This is a genomic window from Nesterenkonia alkaliphila, assembly GCF_009758175.1.
In the GTDB taxonomy this organism is placed as follows: Bacteria; Actinomycetota; Actinomycetes; order Actinomycetales; family Micrococcaceae; genus Nesterenkonia; species Nesterenkonia alkaliphila.
Window position 1 is genome coordinate 72,944 of record NZ_WRPM01000007.1, and the last position, 16,724, is coordinate 89,667.

Here is a 16,724-nt window from a genome sequence, read left to right on the forward strand (position 1 = left end):
CACTCGAAGGAGAGAACTCCCATGGCATACTCCCCCGCGGGCACCGTTGCCCGAAGACAGCAGAAGGCTCAGCGAAAATCCCTCGGCGCCAGTACCGCCGGCCAGCTGCTGGAATGGTACGAATGGTCCGCCTACGCGGTCTTCGCTCCCTTCATCGCCCAAGTGATGTTCAACCCTGACAACCCGGTCTCAGCGCTGCTGTCCACCCTGGCAGTCTTCGCCGTGGGGTTCCTCATGCGGCCCCTGGGCGGAGTTGTCTTCGGCCACATTGCTGACCGAAAGGGCCGAAAGTTCGTCCTGATCACCACCATGATGACCATGGCGATCGCCTCCGTGGCCATCGGACTGCTTCCGACCTACGAGACGGTCGGGATCTGGGCCTCGCTGCTCCTCCTACTGCTGCGCATCGTGCAGGGCTTCGCACACGGTGGGGAATCAGCCGCAGCTAACAGCTATGTCGCTGAGATTGCCCCGCGACACCGCCGCGGTCAATGGGGCTCGGTAGTATTCATCGCCATCTTCGGCGGCTCGGTGATGGCTTATACCGTAGGTGGAACCATCACCTTCAATGCGGATGAGTCCTTCGTCCTAGAGTGGGGCTGGCGAATCCCGTTCTGGCTGGGCGCCCTTCTCGCTGTGGTGGCTCTGTGGATGCGCATGGGTATGGCCGAGTCCGCCACGTTCGAGGAGGTCCTCGAGGAGGACATCACCCCAGAGGACGTGCTCGAGGACGCGGTACAGGCCGCCGACCCCGAAGTTGTCGAGGCCGTCCGGCCCAAAACCCAATGGAAAGCGATTCTCCTGATCATCGCAATGGTCTCCGGAGTCACCTCAGCCCACTACACCTGGACGTCATATGTGTCCACCTACGCGATCGTCGAACAGGGCATGGCCGCCAACAGTGCCTACTGGGTCACTGTGGCCGCACAGTTCGTGGCGTTGTGCGCCCTGCCGCTCTGGGGCCGACTCTCAGACCGAATCGGCCGCAAACCGGTGCTGTACACATTCGGCTTCGGCATGGCGTTATTGCAGTTTCCCCTCATGGGACTGATTTCTGCTCAGCCGTGGACGTTGCTGGTCGCCTCTATGGTGGCCTTGCTGATCGTCGGCGCCGCAGGCGCCCTGCTCTCCTGCGTAATGTCAGAGGTGTTCCCCACCGCCCAGCGGACCCGGAATATCGGGCTGGCCTACTCCATCTCGGTGGCGGTCTTCGGGGGATTCGCCCCATATCTCAACCAGCTTTTCAACAGTCTGGAGATGCAGTGGATGTCCAACCTTTATGTGGTACTGCTCTGCGTGGTTACGCTCATCGCGGTTCGGCTGCTCCCGGAGACTAAAGCTATCGACCTCAACGCGGTTCGCTGATGGAGGCGCTTTACCTGCACGCACCCCACCAAGCACCCGCGGTGCGGGACATCCCCGCTCCACTGCCGGGACCCGGTCAGGTTCGGATTCGGGTGGTGGCGGCGGGGATCTGCGGCTCAGACACGCATATCGTCCACGGTGCAAACCCGGCAGCCAGATTCCCGCTCATTCTGGGACACGAGATCGCAGGAGTAGTGGAGAAAGCAGGGTCCGAGGAGGACCAGGGGCTCATTGGGATGCCAGTGGCGGTGAACTTTCTCATCACTTGCGGCACTTGCCGCCAGTGTGCGGCTCAACGCAGTTCGCTGTGCCAGCGCCGGGAGGGCTTGGGCATCGTCCACCACGGTGGACTTGCCGAGTACGTGGTAGTGCCCACTCGCAACATCATCCCGATTCCGGACGGGGTGCCGTTCGACCACGCGGCTATTGCCACTGATGCCTACGCCACTCCGTGGCACGCCATCCGAAAATCCGGCATCAGTGCCGGAGAGGGGTGCTTGCTCAACGGAGCAGGAGGTCTGGGGCTGGCTGCCGTGCAACTGCTCTCAGCTCTGGGCGTCGGCCCAATCGCCGTGGTGGACCCCAGGCCTGAGGCCAGGAAGGCAGCGGTGGACGCGGGTGCCGACAATGTGTCGGCGAAGGTAAGTGAGCTCCAGGACCCGCCGCTCCTGCCGCATATCTTCGACTTCGTAGGTATCTCGGAGACGATAAGCAGCCTGTTGGAGCTGCTGCCAGCCGGGGGTCAGCTCAGCGTTGTCGGGCTAGGCGGACCGATGACTGTTCAGATGGACAATTCCCTAGTGCGCGACGAGAAGACAGTCACTGGCAGTTACGCTTTCACTGATGAGGACATCTCCTACGTCCTGCAGAAGATGGCGGAGGGGAAGCTGAACCCTGACCAGGCCATCGGACGGACCATCAGCCTCGGCGAGGCACCGGCAGCGCTGGATCCGGCAGGTCCCGAGCGTGGCTACGGTCGTACGGTAGTGAGAATGTAAACCCAGGTGAGATACTGAGCGGCACTGCGGCAGAGAAAGGATGGCACATGTCAGACAGCAATGCAGAATCCTCGGTGAAGCCTCTGATGCAGGCTGTGAGACAGGAGGAGTTCGGCGGCCCAGAGGTGCTCCGGATTACCACGGTGCCGCGGCCCCGGCCTGATATCGGAGAGGTTCTCGTCCGGGTGCACGCGGCCGGGGTCAACCCGACGGACTGGAAGCACCGCGCCGGACGCCGGTTCCTCGGAGATCCTCCCTACACCCTGGGCTGGGATGTCTCTGGCGTGGTGGAGGAGGTAGGACTCGGAGTCACCCTGCACAAGCCAGGTGATGAGGTCTACGGTATGCTTCCATACCCATATGGGGCGGGGTCCCATGCGGAGTATGTAACGGCTCCGGCCCGCGCACTCGTGCCCAAGCCTGCTGCGCTGAGCCACGTCCAGGCTGGTGCGCTTCCCCTCGTTGGGCTCACAGCGTGGCAATCATTGGTGGACACCGCCGGCATCAGCGCCGGTGATCGTGTGCTGATCCATGCTGCCGCCGGGGGAGTTGGCCACGCCGCAGTTCAGATAGCCAAGGCTCGGGGCGCCTATGTCATTGGCACTGCCAGCGCGGCCAAGCACAGCTTTGTGCAGAACCTCGGTGCCGATGAGATGGTCGATTACCGCGAGGTCGACTTCACCGAGGCAGTCAAAGGTGCCGATGTTGTCTTGGATACCATCGGAGGGGAATACCAGCTCCGTTCACTGCAGAGCCTCCGGCCGGGGGGTGTTCTGGTATCCACCCTGCCGCGACCCGCCGAAGGGCTGTGGGATCGCGCGGCGGAGTTGGGGGTGCGCGCCGAGCTGATCCTGGTCGAGGCCGACCAGGCAGGCATGCAGGCGCTGACTCAATTAGTGAATGAGGGCCGGCTGAAGGCGGAGGTCTCGGATACCTTCCCTCTGACTCAGGTTGCCCGTGCCCACGAGGCCGGGGAAACTGGCCGTACCACCGGCAAACTCGTCCTCACGATGGTTTAGCGCTGAACTACTACTTCTTGGCCTTCTTCTGCCGCTTGTCCATCAGCTCGGCACGCATCCGGTCGCGGAACTCCTTGGCCGCGATCGCTGAGGCCGAGGTGGGCCGGTTCAGCTGATCGGCCTTCTCCGCGGCAGAGGGCTTAGTCAGCCGTGGTGCCGAACTCTCTGGTGAGCCGGCGGCGTCGTTGGTTCTGCCGTTGCGTTTGGCGGCCTGCCGGGCACGGTAGGCCCGCACATGGGCGCGGTTGGCGCAGTTGCCGTAGTCGCAGAACAGCTTGGAGCGGTTCCGGGTGAGGTCCACAATCGCAGCCTCACAGTCATCCCCGCGGCAGATCCGCAGCCGGCTGGTCTCATCTCGGGTGACCAGATGGGCCAGGGCCGCAGCCACTGTGGCGGTGATCAGATCGCTGATCTGGTCCGAAACCGGGATGGGACGTTCCCGGAAGGCGGTCTCGCCCTCTTCTGCAGGCACCAGCCGGGTGCCGACCCCCTCCAGCAGGTCGTTGATGAGGGCCAGTTCCTCCGGCTTGGTGATCGGGGCCGACTGCCAGACCCTGTGCAGCGCCTCACGCAGCTCGCGCACCTTCTCGAGCTGCTTGCGGGTAGCCTTGCTGCTGGGCCACTCCAGCTCAGGCTCGCGCTGGGCCAGAAAGGCCTTCAGACCTTCTACGGAGTCCAGGACATCCGGGGTGGTTTTGGCGCTCTTGAGCCCTCCGGCCGTGTTGATCAGATCAGCGGCCGATATCAGAGCACGATTGACTTCTGCGTTGAACATGCAGTTTCTCCTGCCGAATTTGGTTCACGCCCTCATACTGGAACGGCAGCTGAAGGCGTGGGTGGGTGCAACGTTGAGCGGCACTCTACACGGTCGTGGGGATGGACAACAGTGTCAGCCGCTCAGGTCTCCCAGTGTAGCCTTAGCGGCGCTGACCTGGGGAGAAGCGGTCTGAGCGGGGTCAACGGCGGTAACCTGAGGTCATCTGAAGCCTAACCGGCAGCTGAATGCTGGGCTTAAAACTCAGGCGTCAATCTGATAGGTCTGGTGTGTGAGCAGCATCCGCAGACCAGGCCGCGCAAGGACGCTGGCCGCCACCGTGGCGCAGGAGGAGGCTGCCCACCCCAGTACCACCACCCCGCACCAGGTGCAGAGCCTGGCCCGGCTGCAGGTGATGGTGGAGTCCAGGGCCATCTGGTCCGCCCTGGGCGGGGGGCTGCTGGGCCTGTTGGTGGGGCTGGTGGTGTTCTACCAGCAGCGGCCGGTTCTGGCCGGGGATGACTCCATCCAGTTCTACGGCTCCGTGGTCGGCGGAGTCACCGCCGGTATAGCGTTTCTGCTGGGCTATTCGCTCAACGCCCGGATGGCGAATATCTGGCTGGGCCAGCGGCCCCGGCTGCGCCAGCTGGTGGACACCATGGCCCTGCTGGTGGTGCACTCCTCCATTGCGGTAATGGGCACTCTGGGCATCTTCCGGGTATTCCAGGAAGCATTCATCGGCCTGACCGTGGACCATATAGCCGGATCGGTGCTGGTGGCCATCGTGGGCGGGGTGGCCGCCTATTTCAGCTTCAACTCCGGAGCCCGAATCACTGCTTTCAGCCTCTCCACCCTGCTGGCGATCTTCATGGCCTCCGGGGTGCTGGTCTCGATGATCTTCGCCGAGAACCCCTTCTGGTGGCATGTGATGTTCTCCGAGCTGGGCACCGGGCAGGCCGGGCTGACCAGCTTCTGGACCTTCAACACCACCCTGGTGGTCTCCGGGGTCATCATCACCACGCTGACCGCATTCATAGCCCGTGACCTAGAGATCTGGGGGGAGTTCGAACGCGGCCGGGTCGCTGATCGGCTGTCGGAACGGGCCGAGCAGCGGAGGACCTCCAGCGGCCGGCTGCCGGTGCGCATCCGGTTGGTCAATGCCCTTGCCGGGCACTTCCGTACCCCGCGGATCATGGTGGTGCGGGTAACGATGATCGTCATGGGACTCTCCCTGGCAGCAGTGGGGCTGATTCCGATGAGTCTGCACCATGACCTGCACACTCTGGTCACCGCCATGTTCGGGCTCAGCTTCTTGCTCATCCTGCTGGCTGTGCCCTACCTGCTGCCCGGCTTCCCGCGCTCCTTCTACCTGCTGAGCTTCCTGGCCGCCTGCGCACTGGTGTTCAGTTTTCTGCTCTGGATGCCCATCGGCTACTGGAACCTCACCTCACTGGAGCTGATCGGCGCCGCCATCCTGTTTGCCTGGCTGGTGGTGTTCATCCGGAACATCGCTGCCCTGGTGGAGCGGGTCAAGCAGTTTCAGGAGGGGTGACTGCCCGGCTCAGAGCAGATCCCGGCTGGCGGCCCGGTGCACTGCTTCGGTGAGCCGGTCCAGGGCTGGGGTAGTGGTGCTCCAGTGCTGCCAGTGCAGCTGGATGTCCTCAGGGCCGATCTCGGAGATCACCACCAGATCCGGGTGCTGGCCGCCGAGCACACCCTCCGGGAGCATGAACTCTGGGATCAGCCCCCAGCCCAGCCCGTGGCCCACCGCAGCGTTATACGCCTGGACTGAGGGAAGCAGGTGGGTGATCGTGGGTGTGCTGACGCCCAGCCGGGAGAGCGCGGTGCGCTGGGTGGCATCACGGATGCTGTAGTCGATCTGCGGCACCCGCTGCCAGTCCACGGCCCCTTGCTCGTCACGGTGGCGGTCCAGCAGTTCGGCGCTGGCCACTGGCCAATAGCGGATCACGCCCAGGGGCTCGGCCCGGCAGCCGGTCACCGGCGCCGGATTCTCCGTCACCGCCGCAGAGACTGTGCCGTTGCGCAGCAGCTCATCAGTATGCTGCTGGTCCTCGGCGTGCACGTGGATCTCCACGTCGTCCCAGGTGGCGGCCTCCTGCAGCACCCGGATGAACCAGCTGGCCAGGGAATCGGCGTTGATCGCCACTGCCAGGGTGATGGTGGGCCGGAAGTTCACGGACGAGCCGCGGAAGCCCAGGCTGCGCCGGGCCTCATCCTCCAGCAGTATGGTCTGCCGGGCAATTCGCAGCAGCTGCTCACCCGACTCCGTGGGCTTCACCGGAATGGTACGGGTCAGCAGCACCTGGCCCACCTCTTTCTCCAGAGCTTTGATCCGCTGGGAGAAGGCGGATCCGGAGATCCGCAGCAGGGCGGCGGCGGCCTCAAAGGTTCCCTCGTCCACTGCCAGCACGAACGCTCTGAGGTGATCAGTGTTCATCCGAGGTGCCCTTTCTGTGACCCAGTGTGGTGCCGCGTCGTCGTACCCCGCCATATCTGAAGCATACCTTCACAGAGTGAAGAATCATGCGCTGGTGCGGACAGGTGCTGGCGGCACAGAATGAGGTACATGCTCACTGTGCTGCTCACCGGACTGCTGACCACTATGGCGCTCATCGTTGCCATCGGCCCGCAGAGCGCTTTCCTGCTGCGCCAGGGACTTCGCCGTGACCGGGTGGTCCTGGCCGCTTCCTGCTGCCTGATCGGCGATATCGTGCTGATCGCCGCTGGGGTGGCCGGAGTGGGGGCCATCCTGGACTACGCGCCCTGGCTGCTGGATGTGATCCGTTGGCTGGGCGTGGCCTACCTGACCTGGTTCGCCGTGAAGTCCTTCCGCTCCGCGGCCCGTCCGCAGAACACTGCGGTGCTCAGCGGGGCAAAAGACCATGAGGCCGCAGGGCCGCATTTCCCCGGGGGCGGTGGCGAAGTGCTGCCTGAGCGGCGCACTGAAGAGACCGTCCATGTGGCCATGACCTCCCAGTTGCCCGTGGTGGATCCGCAGGAGCAGACCGCCGCGGTGAAGACCAAGCAGCAGGTCAAGGTCACCAATGTCTCCAAGATCTCCACAGTGGCGGGAACCGGACTGATGCTCTCTGTCCTCAACCCCCACGCATGGGTGGACTCGCTGGTGGTGCTGGGCACTATGGCCAATGCCTTCGGCCCGGAGAAATGGTGGTTCGCCCTCGGAGCAGTGCTGGCCTCGGTCATCTGGCTCTCGGCCCTGGCCGGCGGCTCAGCGGTCTTGGCCAAGGTGCTCAATAAGCCGCGCACCTGGCAGATCATCGACATCGTGGTCGGTGTGACCATGCTGATTGTTGCCGGAGTGCTCGCCTTCAGCGGGTTCTGAGCCTGACTCCGTTTTCAGCCGGACCGGCGGGGGGAGCTAAGTCCTCCGGGGTTACTCGTACTCCTGCCGCCCGGGGATCCTACCCGGGTCGGCGGGGGAGCCAGGTCTTCCGGATCCACTGTGCGTAGTCCTTTGCGCATCGCATAGGGAAATAACGCGCTGCAGAGCGCAGAGCACTACGCGAAACTGCCGGGAGCTGGCAGGGGGCAGTATCAGGGTGCCGGGTGAGCCTCACCATCACCCTCACCGCGCTTCGGAGTCGCGCAGCACAGCGGCAGCGGCGTTGAAGCCGGGCATCCCATGCGCGCCGCCGCCGGGCGGTGCGGCCGCAGAACACACGTAGATCCCCTCCGGGCCTACGGAGTAGGGTCTGCGCAGCTGTGCCGGCCCGGCGAAGATCTGGCTAGGGGTGGCCAGCCCACCGCTGAGGCTGCCTCCCACCAGATTGGGGTTCCAGGTCTCCAGCTCTGCGGTGCCCCAGACCTTTCGCTGAAGCACCGCCTCGCGGAACTGCGGGGCGAACCTGCTGATCTCCGCCTCGATGAGCTTGGCCGCCCGCGCCGTCCCGGAGGCATCAAGCCCGAAGGGAACATGGGCATAGGCCCAGCAGAGGGTCCGGTGGTCCGGGGTTCGGGTCTCATCGGCGGCGCTGGGCTGAGCCAGCAGCACATAGGGCCGCCCGGGCAGCACCCCCCGGTTTGCGGCCGCCTCACTGGCGGTGATCTGCTCGGCGCTGCCGCCCAGGTGCACGGTCCCGGCGCGGGCCAGTTCCGGCTGCTCCCAGGGGATGGGCCCGTCCACCAGGTAGTCGATCTTCACCACACCGGGGCCGTAGCTCCAACCCGCCATCCGGCTCCGTGCCCGCTCGGTGAGCCGCAGGCCCTCAAGCCGGAGGAGCTGCGCCGGGGTCAGATCCAGTACGACGACGTCAGCCACCTCATCACCAAAGCGACGCCGGTGCCCCCGGCTGCGGTGGTGGAGCCCGTCGATCCGGTAGCCGCGGCGTTTCAGGCTCTTCCGCACCCCTTGCCGCAGCCCGGGCAGTGGGACCTCCTTGAGGCCCGCCACGGTGAAGTCGGTGACGACCTGCCCCCCATGTGCCTCGAGCTCCGCCACCAGGGCGTTGACCAGTTGTTGGGTGCCGCCGCGGATCACGGGCCAGCCGCCGGCATGGCCGGCTGCCGCAAAGAGCACTCCGAAGGCAGAGGTCAGAGGATGGCTCAGCGGCCCCGTGGAATGTGCCGCCAGTCCGGCAAACAGTGCGCGGGCCCGGGCAGTCCGGAAGCTGCGCATCAGGTTCCGGGCCGGCATCGATCCATGTGCACCGATCTGCAGCAACGATGCCGCGCGCCGCGCCGCCCCGCGCAGCGCATCTGCCGGCCGGTCGGCACTGCCGATGCCTTCCAGCAGGCCCCGGGGGCTGAGGAAAGTCTGCCGCACCGCATCCCAGTTGTGCACCAGGGGGCCGATGACCCAGCGCCAGAGCTCGCCGTCGGGGCCCAACTCAGCTGCGGTCTGCTCCAGGCTGCGGTGCAGCAGGGCCGGGGCTGAGTCAGGGATGTTCTCCAGGGGGTGTCCGGCAGGGATCGGCGGCTGCGCGTACTCCAGGGAATCGGCGGGCAGCAGCGCCTCATAGGCGGGGGAGGCAAAGGGCAGCACACTTGCCCCGAGGTCACTGATCAGCCCGGGTCCAAACACCTCAGCGGAGCGGGCCGCGCCGCCGGGGGCCTCGGCCGACTCATAGACGGTGACCTGCCAACCAGCGCGGGCCAGCCGGCAGGCAGCAGTCAGGCCGTTGGGCCCCGAGCCCACCACCGCCGCGTGCAATGCCATGGCACCCAGTCTATGGGGGTGCACCGTGGGGAGTTCCCTGTGCTGGGGTGACTGCGGCCCAGTGGCGGGCCTCTAAGCTGGGGGTCATGACTGCTTTCCCGCCCGTCCCTGGCCCACCCTCCGCGCAGAACATTGAGCTGATCGAGGCACTGCGTGAGGACTTTATCGAGGCCGGGTTCACCAATGATGGGGTGGCCGAGCTGCTCGGTGCTGAGGCAGTAGCAGCCCTGGACCGGGAGCAGGTGGTACCCGGTCAGCTGCGGGTGCAGTCCGAACTCTCTCAGCAGATGCCCAGTGCCGAAGCCGACAGTACGGGAGGGCCTGCAGCGGAGGCGGAAACCCTCAGCCAGAGCCAGCGCTGTGCAGTGCTGACCGCGCTATGGCTGGTCGCGGTGCCGGTGACCTATCACCAGGTCCAGAAGGCTCTGCCGCGCACCGGGGTGGAAGGCCTGCGGCAGCTCGGCCTGGCAGTCCTGGGCCCGGAGGCCGTCTGGCCCGCCTGCGATCTGCGCCCCTACCTGGTGGAGACCAGGGCCGGCAGCAGGGACCTGTGGGTCACCAGCGACCTCTCCTCGCATCAGGTCACCGGTGCCCTGCCCAAGGATCATGTGCTCGGGGTGGGTCAGGCCAGCCTGACCTTGGCTGGAATCACCCACCGCCGGCCAGTGCAGACCGCACTGGACATCGGCACCGGCTGCGGGATTCAGCTGCTGCACCTGTTGGACCACGCAGAACATGTCACCGGCACCGACCTCTCCCCGCGAGCCCTGGACTTCGCGCGGTTCAACCTGCTGCTCAACGCCCCCGCCCTGGAGTTGGATCCGCGGAACCTGGAAGACCGAGTGGAGCTGCTGGAAGGGTCCCTGCTGGAGCCGGTGGCCGGGCGAACCTTCGACCTGGTCGTCTCCAACCCGCCGTTCGTGATCACCCCGCGGCAGGCCGGGGAGACCGAGTCCGACCGGTACACCTACCGCGACGGCGGCCGGGAAGGTGATGCGCTGATGCAGGAGCTGATCGCCGGGCTGCCCGCGGTGCTCAACCCCAGCGGCACCGCCCAGATGCTGGGCAACTGGGAATCTTCTGCTGATGAGGCCTGGGATGCCCGCCCGCGAAGCTGGGTATCCCAGGCCGGCCTGAGCGCCTGGTTCATTCAGCGCGATGAGCAGACCCCCGCCGAATACGCCGAGACCTGGCTGCGCGATGCATCCGAGGAACGCAGCATCCAGGACTACCGACGCCGCTATGGCCAGTACATCGCCGACTTCGCCTCCCGCGGGGTGCAGCAGATCGGCTTCGGCCTGATCTGGCTGCAGAAGCCTGCGGAGCAGCAGGAAGACACTACCCCCTGGCTGCGGTTCGAACAGCTCACCGGGGAGATCCAGCAGCCGCTGGGCCCGGTGATCGGGCAGACCGTACAGCGGGCGCTGGCAGCGCACACCGATGAGGCCGGCGTCCTCCAGAAGGCGCTGCACACACCGGAGACCATCACCGAGGAGCGCTATCAGCGCTTCGGCGCCGAGCACCCCGAGGTGATCATCGCCCGTCAGGGCACAGGCCTGCGCCGGTCCCGCCCGATCAGCTCGGCCGCAGCCGGCTTCCTTGCCGCGGCCGACGGTGAGTTCACCGCCGCCCAGCTCATCACCGCCGTGTGCTCGCTCACTGAGACCGAGGAGGACACCCTCACCCAGGAGGTCCTGGACCTCTATATAGAGGGGTATGTGGAGGGGTATGTGGAGCAGTAGGCCACGGAGGAGTGCGCGGAGCCGAGGTTCACCTGGCGTGTAGGTGGGAACGGTGTGCGGGTAAGCGCGAGCGGGGAACCGTGAGCTCAGGGAACTGTGCCCTCAGGGATCTGTGCCCTCAGGGAAGGGTGAGCTTCGGGAACCGTGAGCTCAGGCACCTATGCCCTCAGGCGACCCAAGGAACTGTGCCCTCAGGGACCCAGGCAGAGGCGTTGGCGACTGTGCGGGCCACCTCAGGGCATGGCGCTAGGGCTGCGCGGCGGCTCCCGCAGCCGCCGAAGGCGAGACGGGCGGCGTCGTGGGCTGTCGTGCCGCTGTTATAGTGAGCACCGCACCGCACTGTAGAGCCCAAGGAGTTCCGTGTCAGGCAAGAAGTTGGTCATTGTTGAGTCCCCGGCCAAGTCCCGTTCCATCGCCAAGTACCTGGGCGATGACTTCATCGTGGACGCCTCCGCGGGCCATATCCGTGACCTCCCGCAGCCCTCGGATCTGCCCGCGGACATGAAGAAGGGCCCCTTCGGCAAGTTCGCAGTGGACCCGGACAACGGGTTCGAGCCCTACTACGTGGTCTCCGAGTCCAAGAAGTCCAAGGTCCGTGAGCTGAAGAGGCAGCTCAAGGAAGCCGACGAGCTCTACCTGGCCACCGATGCCGATCGCGAGGGTGAGGCCATCGCCTGGCACCTCTATGAGGTGCTCAAGCCCAAGGTCCCCACCTACCGGCTCAGCTTCACTGAGATCACCAAAGAGGCCATCACCCGGGCCATGGAGAACCCCCGGGAGATCGACAATGACCTGGTGGACGCCCAGGAGACCCGGCGCATCCTGGACCGGCTCTACGGCTACGAGATCTCCCCGGTGCTCTGGCGCAAGGTCGGCAAGGGGCTCTCGGCCGGCCGTGTGCAGTCGGTGGCCACCCGGATGGTGGTGGACCGCGAGCGTGAGCGGATGGCGTTCATTCCCGCCGGCTACTGGGATCTGACCGGCAGCTTCGCCACCGAATCCCAGGAGACCTTCACCGCTAAGCTGCATTCGGTCGACGGGCAGCGGATTGCTGCCGGCTCCGACTTCACGGACAAAGGTGAGCTGAAAGAGTCCCGCCGCGGCGTCGTCGTTCTCGATAAGGAGGATGCAGAGTCGCTGGCTGAAGGGCTCACCGGTGCCGCCTTCAGTGTGGACTCAGTGGAGGACAAGCCGTACTCGCGCCGCCCGCAGCCGCCGTTCATCACCTCCACCCTGCAGCAGGATGCGGCCCGCCGGCTGCGCTTCTCCTCCCGCACCACGATGCAGGTGGCGCAGCGGCTGTATGAGAACGGCTACATCACCTATATGCGTACCGACTCCACCACGCTCTCCAGCCAGGCGCTCAACGCCGCGCGCAAACAGGCCAGTGAGCTCTACGGGGCCGAGTCGGTGCCCGAGAAGCCCCGGTTCTACGCCCGGCGCAATGAGACCGCCCAGGAAGCCCATGAGGCGATCCGCCCGGCCGGGGACTCCTTCCGCACCCCGCGCCAGGTCAAGAACGAACTCACCGCTGACGAGTTCAAGCTCTACGAGCTGATCTGGAAGCGCACGGTGGCCTCCCAGATGGCCGATGCCAAGGGCTTCACCGCCAGTGTGCGGCTGACCGGGCAGGCATCCGACGGGCGGAAGGCCACCTTTGGGGCCTCCGGCACGGTGATCACCTTCCCCGGGTTCCTGGCCGCCTATGAGGAGATCAGAGACAACGACGACGCCGGCTCCAGTGACAAACCGGAGAAGGCCTCGGATAAGCGGCTGCCCAAGCTGGCTGAGGGCGACGCGCTGACCGGTGAGGACATCGAGGCCAAGGGCCACGAGACCTCCCCACCGGCCCGCTACACCGAGGCCACCATCGTGGCCGAACTGGAGAAGCGGGAGATCGGCCGGCCCTCCACCTATGCGCCCACCATCTCAGTGATCATGGACCGCGGTTATGTCACCAAGCGCGGCTCCGCCCTGGTGCCATCCTGGACGGCATTCAGTGTGATCAGTCTGCTGGAGGAACATTTCGGCCGCTACGTGGACTATGACTTCACCGCCCGGCTGGAGGATGATCTGGACCAGATCGCCCGCGGTGAGATCGAGCGTGAGGCCTGGCTGCAGGGCTTCTACCTGGGCGCCTCCAGCGCCGAGGAGGGCCTGAAGAACGTGGTGGAGAACCTCGGGGAGATCGATGCCCGGGCCGTGAACACCATTGAGGTGACCGAGGGCGTGGAGGTCCGGGTAGGCCGCTACGGTCCCTACCTGGAGCGCCCCAACCCCGATGGCGAGGCCGATGAGAACGGTGAGATCAAACTCGACCGGGCCAATATCCCTGCCGAGCTGGCCCCCGACGAGCTGACCAAGGCTAAGGCCGAGGAGCTTTTCGAACAGGCTTCCCTCTCCGGGCGGGTGCTGGGCACTGACCCGGAGACCGGCCGGGAGATCGTGGCGAAGGACGGCCGCTACGGCCCCTACGTCGCCGAGGTGATTCCGGAGCCCACAGAGGAGGAGATCCAGGCCCATCTGGACGCTCAGCCCACCGAGTACTACAAGAACGGCAAGCCCAAGCCCAAGAAGAAGCCGCCCAAGCCCAAGCCGCGCACCGGCAGCCTCTTCAAGTCGATGTCCCTGGAGACGGTGACTCTCGAGGATGCCCTCAAGCTGCTCTCGCTGCCCCGCACCGTGGGCACTGGTGAGGACGGCGAGGAGATCCTGGCGCTCAACGGGCGGTTCGGGCCCTATCTGAAGAAGGGCACTGACACTCGTCCGCTGCAGGATGAGGAGCAGCTGTTCAGCATCACCGAGGAGGAGGCGCGGAAGATCTACGCCCAGCCCAAGCAGCGCGGACGGGGGGCGGCCAAGCCGCCGCTTGCGGAGTTCGGCACCGACCCGATCACCGAGAAGCCGGTAGTGGTCAAGGAGGGCAGGTTCGGCCCATACATCACCGACGGGCAGACCAATGTCACCGTGCCCCGTTCGGTGACCCTGGAGCAGCTGACCAAGGAACAGGCCTTCTCCCTGCTGGCGGAGAAGCGTGCCAAGGGGCCCGCTCCCAAGAAGTCCGGCGGGCGGCGCAAGACCGCGTCGAAGGCATAGCCGGACAGGGGGAGTCCCATGCGCCTAGGCGTTCTGGACATCGGTTCCAACACAGTGCACCTACTGCTGGTGGATGCCCACATCGGGGCCAAGCCGGAAGCCTTCGCCTCTCATAAGCGCCCGCTGTCCTTGGTGAAGTACCTGGACTCCGAGGGCGCGATCACCGAGGCCGGCCAGGATGAGCTGATCGGGTTCATCTCCGAGGCGGTACGGTTCGCCGCCCGGCACCGGGCCGAGGACATGCTCAGCTTCTGCACCTCCGCAGTCCGTGACGCCGCCAACGGGGCCGAGGTCATCGCCCGGGTCCAGTCCGAGACCCAGGTGGAGCTCACCGAGCTCAGCGGGGCCCAGGAGTCAGCCATGACATTCTTCGCGGTGCGCCGCTGGCGGGGCTGGTCCGCCGGGCACATCCTGAACTTCGACATCGGCGGCGGCTCTCTGGAGCTTGCCTACGGCCAGGACGAGCTGCCCTCCACCGCGCTCTCGGTGCCGCTGGGTGCCGGTCGCCTGACCCGGGACTTCCTGCCCAGCACATTGGATGAGGACACAGCTCCGGCCAAGACCGAGATCAAGGAGCTGAAGTCCTATGTGCGCGAGGAGATCGAGGCAGCTCGGCGGGAGTTCCCGCAGCTGAAGGAGCAGCTGGAGGTCACCGCCACCTCCAAGACCTTCCGGTCCCTGGCCCGGCTGACCGGTTCGGCGCCCTCGGCGGAGGGCCCCTATGTGAAGCGCACGCTGAGCCTGAAGGACCTCAAACCCCTGGTCAAACAGCTGGGCGAGATCTCACCCAACGAGCGGGCCAAGCTGCCCGGAGTCTCCGAGATGCGCGCTGCGCAGGTGTTCGCCGGTGCCCTGGTGGCAGAGACAGCCATGAAGACCTTCGGGATCGAGGAGCTGACCATCTGCCCCTGGGCGCTGCGGGAGGGCCTGATCCTGCGCAGACTGGACACCCTCTCCCGGGAGGGGTCAGTGGAGATCGCCCACGCCCCTGCGGTGGGGCAGGTAGACCTGGCCCGCGAGCTGCGCCGGCCCACCCATAAGGATGTGAAGGCCATCCACGTGGAGCATGCCCGTGCCTGAGCATCACCTCCCGCGAATCCCGGTGGCGCTGAGTTCGTCATCGGTCTATCCCCTGGGCGTGGCGGAGACCTTCTCCACGGCTGAGGACCTCGGCTATGACGGGGTGGAAATCATGGTCACCCACCGTGCTGAGACTCAGCAGGCCAGTGTGCTCAACGAGCATTCCTGGCGGTTCGGCCTGCCGGTGCTCTCCATCCACGCACCCACCCTGCTGTTGACCCAGCAGGTTTGGGGCTCCGCGGAGGACAAGCTCTGGAAGTCAGCCGAGCTGGCACGGGGAGTGGAGTGCGGCGTCGTCGTAGCCCATCCGCCCTTCCGCTGGCAGGGCAACTATGCCGTACGGTTCCCCGAACTGGTGGATGAGATCGAGGAGCGCACCGGCGTGGTGATCGCGGTGGAGAATATGTACCCCTGGCGGGCCGGCGGGCGTGAGGCCAAGATGTACTTACCGCACTGGAACCCGGTGCCCTTCGGCTACCGCCATGTGACCTGGGACTTCTCCCATGCTGCCACCGCGGAGGACGATTCCTACGAGAACATGAAAGCCCTGGGCTCCCGGCTGCGGCATGTGCACCTGACCGACGGTTGGTCCAACGGGTTCAAGGATGACCACCTGGTACCGGGCCACGGCAACCAGCGGGTTCAGGAGGCCATGCAGCTGATCGCCGACCCGGAGTTCGGTGACGGCGGTTTCCAGGGTGCGGTGGCTGTGGAGGTATCCACCCGTGCCGCCCGCAATAAGGTCGGCGAGCGGGAGCGGATGCTCGCGGAGTCCCTGGCCTTCGCCCGCGAGCACCTGGGCCAGCAGGGCTGAGGATATTCTGGACCTATGGGTCACAAGCAGCAGATCGCCGAGGCGCGAGAGCGGATGGCCAGCCGATTCTGGACCTGGGCGGAGTTCCGGGCACTGCCGAAGGTGCTGCAGCCCCAGGAGGCCGTCCTGGAGATCGCCTCGGCCTCCTTCAATGGCGGGCAGGGGATCGCGGTGCTGACCACGCATCGGGTCTTCGGCCTGCGTGCGGGGATGGGTGGCCGGGAGTTCCAGGAACGGCCCGCGGAGACGATCACCGCTGTTCACAGTAAGCGTGGCTGGATCAACAACACCTTGACCATTGAAAGCCTGACCGGTTCCCTGAAGTTCAGCGCAATGGAGGCCGAGGACGCCGCGCGGATGGAGGCCCGGATTCGGGCGGCTCTGGCCTGGCCGGGTGATGACGCCGAATACGGCCAATACGGCCACGGGTCCCCGCTGCCTTACGCCGATGCCCCCGCGCCTTACGGCGGGATGTCACGTGCAGAGCCGCACCCCGATGCCGCCCAGCGGCTCAGAGCCCTGCGGGAGCTCTATGACCAGGGCATGCTGATGGAGTCCGAGTACCAGGCCAAGCGTGCCGAGATCATTGCTCAGCTCTGATTTTTGCCCAGCTCTGTCATTGCCGGCCTCTGATTATTGCCCAGCGCTGAGCTTCATCT

Annotated in this window: 13 protein-coding genes; 10 read left to right on the forward strand and 3 right to left on the reverse strand. The window is 65.8% G+C overall.

Features of this window, described 5'->3' with window-relative positions; genetic code table 11:
- Nucleotides 1-21 precede the first annotated feature (21 nt).
- The 3 genes from GNZ21_RS01100 to GNZ21_RS01110 are packed head-to-tail and all read left to right on the forward strand — an operon-like array spanning nt 22 to nt 3,382.
- Entirely contained in the window at nt 22-1,365 is a 1,344-nt protein-coding gene (locus tag GNZ21_RS01100) for an MFS transporter (RefSeq protein ID WP_157320557.1), read from the forward strand.
- Nucleotides 1,365-2,363 carry a zinc-dependent alcohol dehydrogenase gene (locus tag GNZ21_RS01105; protein ID WP_157320559.1) on the forward strand — a complete coding sequence of 333 codons (999 nt, stop codon included), beginning with the start codon at nt 1,365-1,367 and terminating at the stop codon, nt 2,361-2,363. Before GNZ21_RS01100 ends, GNZ21_RS01105 begins: the two co-directional genes overlap by 1 nt.
- Before the next feature lie 47 nt (nt 2,364-2,410).
- Nucleotides 2,411-3,382 (forward strand): NADP-dependent oxidoreductase, encoded by a 972-nt coding sequence (locus GNZ21_RS01110; RefSeq protein WP_198345934.1) that lies wholly within the window; start codon nt 2,411-2,413, stop codon nt 3,380-3,382.
- A gap of 10 nt (nt 3,383-3,392) precedes the next feature.
- On the opposite strand, the gene GNZ21_RS01115 is transcribed toward GNZ21_RS01110, so the two are convergent.
- Nucleotides 3,393-4,157, reverse strand: a complete 765-nt coding sequence (locus GNZ21_RS01115) for a CGNR zinc finger domain-containing protein (protein ID WP_157320561.1) — start codon at nt 4,155-4,157, stop codon at nt 3,393-3,395.
- A gap of 271 nt (nt 4,158-4,428) precedes the next feature.
- Between GNZ21_RS01115 and GNZ21_RS01120 the strand changes: the two genes are divergently transcribed.
- Entirely contained in the window at nt 4,429-5,688 is a 1,260-nt protein-coding gene (locus tag GNZ21_RS01120; protein WP_157320563.1) for a hypothetical protein, read from the forward strand.
- Nucleotides 5,689-5,697: 9 nt separating this feature from the next.
- Here GNZ21_RS01120 and GNZ21_RS01125 read toward each other — a convergent pair whose 3' ends face one another.
- On the reverse strand, nt 5,698-6,594 hold the full coding sequence (locus GNZ21_RS01125) for an ArgP/LysG family DNA-binding transcriptional regulator (protein WP_157320565.1): 897 nt from the start codon (nt 6,592-6,594) through the stop codon (nt 5,698-5,700).
- A 129-nt stretch (nt 6,595-6,723) separates the two neighbouring features.
- On the opposite strand from GNZ21_RS01125, the gene GNZ21_RS01130 reads away from it, so the two are divergent.
- A complete protein-coding gene (locus GNZ21_RS01130) occupies nt 6,724-7,500 on the forward strand; it encodes a LysE/ArgO family amino acid transporter (protein ID WP_157320567.1) in 777 nt (258 codons plus the stop codon).
- Between the two features lie 243 nt (nt 7,501-7,743).
- On the opposite strand, the gene GNZ21_RS01135 is transcribed toward GNZ21_RS01130, so the two are convergent.
- Nucleotides 7,744-9,333, reverse strand: coding sequence for a phytoene desaturase family protein (locus GNZ21_RS01135; RefSeq protein WP_157320569.1), 1,590 nt, complete (start codon nt 9,331-9,333; stop codon nt 7,744-7,746).
- 86 nt (nt 9,334-9,419) lie between these two features.
- Between GNZ21_RS01135 and GNZ21_RS01140 the strand changes: the two genes are divergently transcribed.
- From GNZ21_RS01140 to GNZ21_RS01160, 5 genes are all read left to right on the forward strand, one after another.
- Nucleotides 9,420-11,075, forward strand: a complete 1,656-nt coding sequence (locus GNZ21_RS01140; protein WP_157320571.1) for a DUF7059 domain-containing protein — start codon at nt 9,420-9,422, stop codon at nt 11,073-11,075.
- A gap of 360 nt (nt 11,076-11,435) precedes the next feature.
- Nucleotides 11,436-14,171, forward strand: coding sequence for a type I DNA topoisomerase (gene topA / locus GNZ21_RS01145; protein ID WP_188503598.1), 2,736 nt, complete (start codon nt 11,436-11,438; stop codon nt 14,169-14,171).
- Between the two features lie 18 nt (nt 14,172-14,189).
- Complete coding sequence (locus GNZ21_RS01150) at nt 14,190-15,251, forward strand: Ppx/GppA phosphatase family protein (RefSeq protein ID WP_157320573.1); 1,062 nt, start codon at nt 14,190-14,192, stop codon at nt 15,249-15,251.
- Nucleotides 15,244-16,065, forward strand: coding sequence for a sugar phosphate isomerase/epimerase family protein (locus GNZ21_RS01155; RefSeq protein WP_229659469.1), 822 nt, complete (start codon nt 15,244-15,246; stop codon nt 16,063-16,065). The genes GNZ21_RS01150 and GNZ21_RS01155 overlap by 8 nt, the downstream gene beginning before the upstream one ends.
- A gap of 15 nt (nt 16,066-16,080) precedes the next feature.
- The gene (locus GNZ21_RS01160; protein WP_157320577.1) at nt 16,081-16,665 is read left to right on the forward strand and encodes a PH domain-containing protein; all 585 of its coding nucleotides are present in this window, start codon (nt 16,081-16,083) and stop codon (nt 16,663-16,665) included.
- Nucleotides 16,666-16,724: the final 59 nt, after the last annotated feature.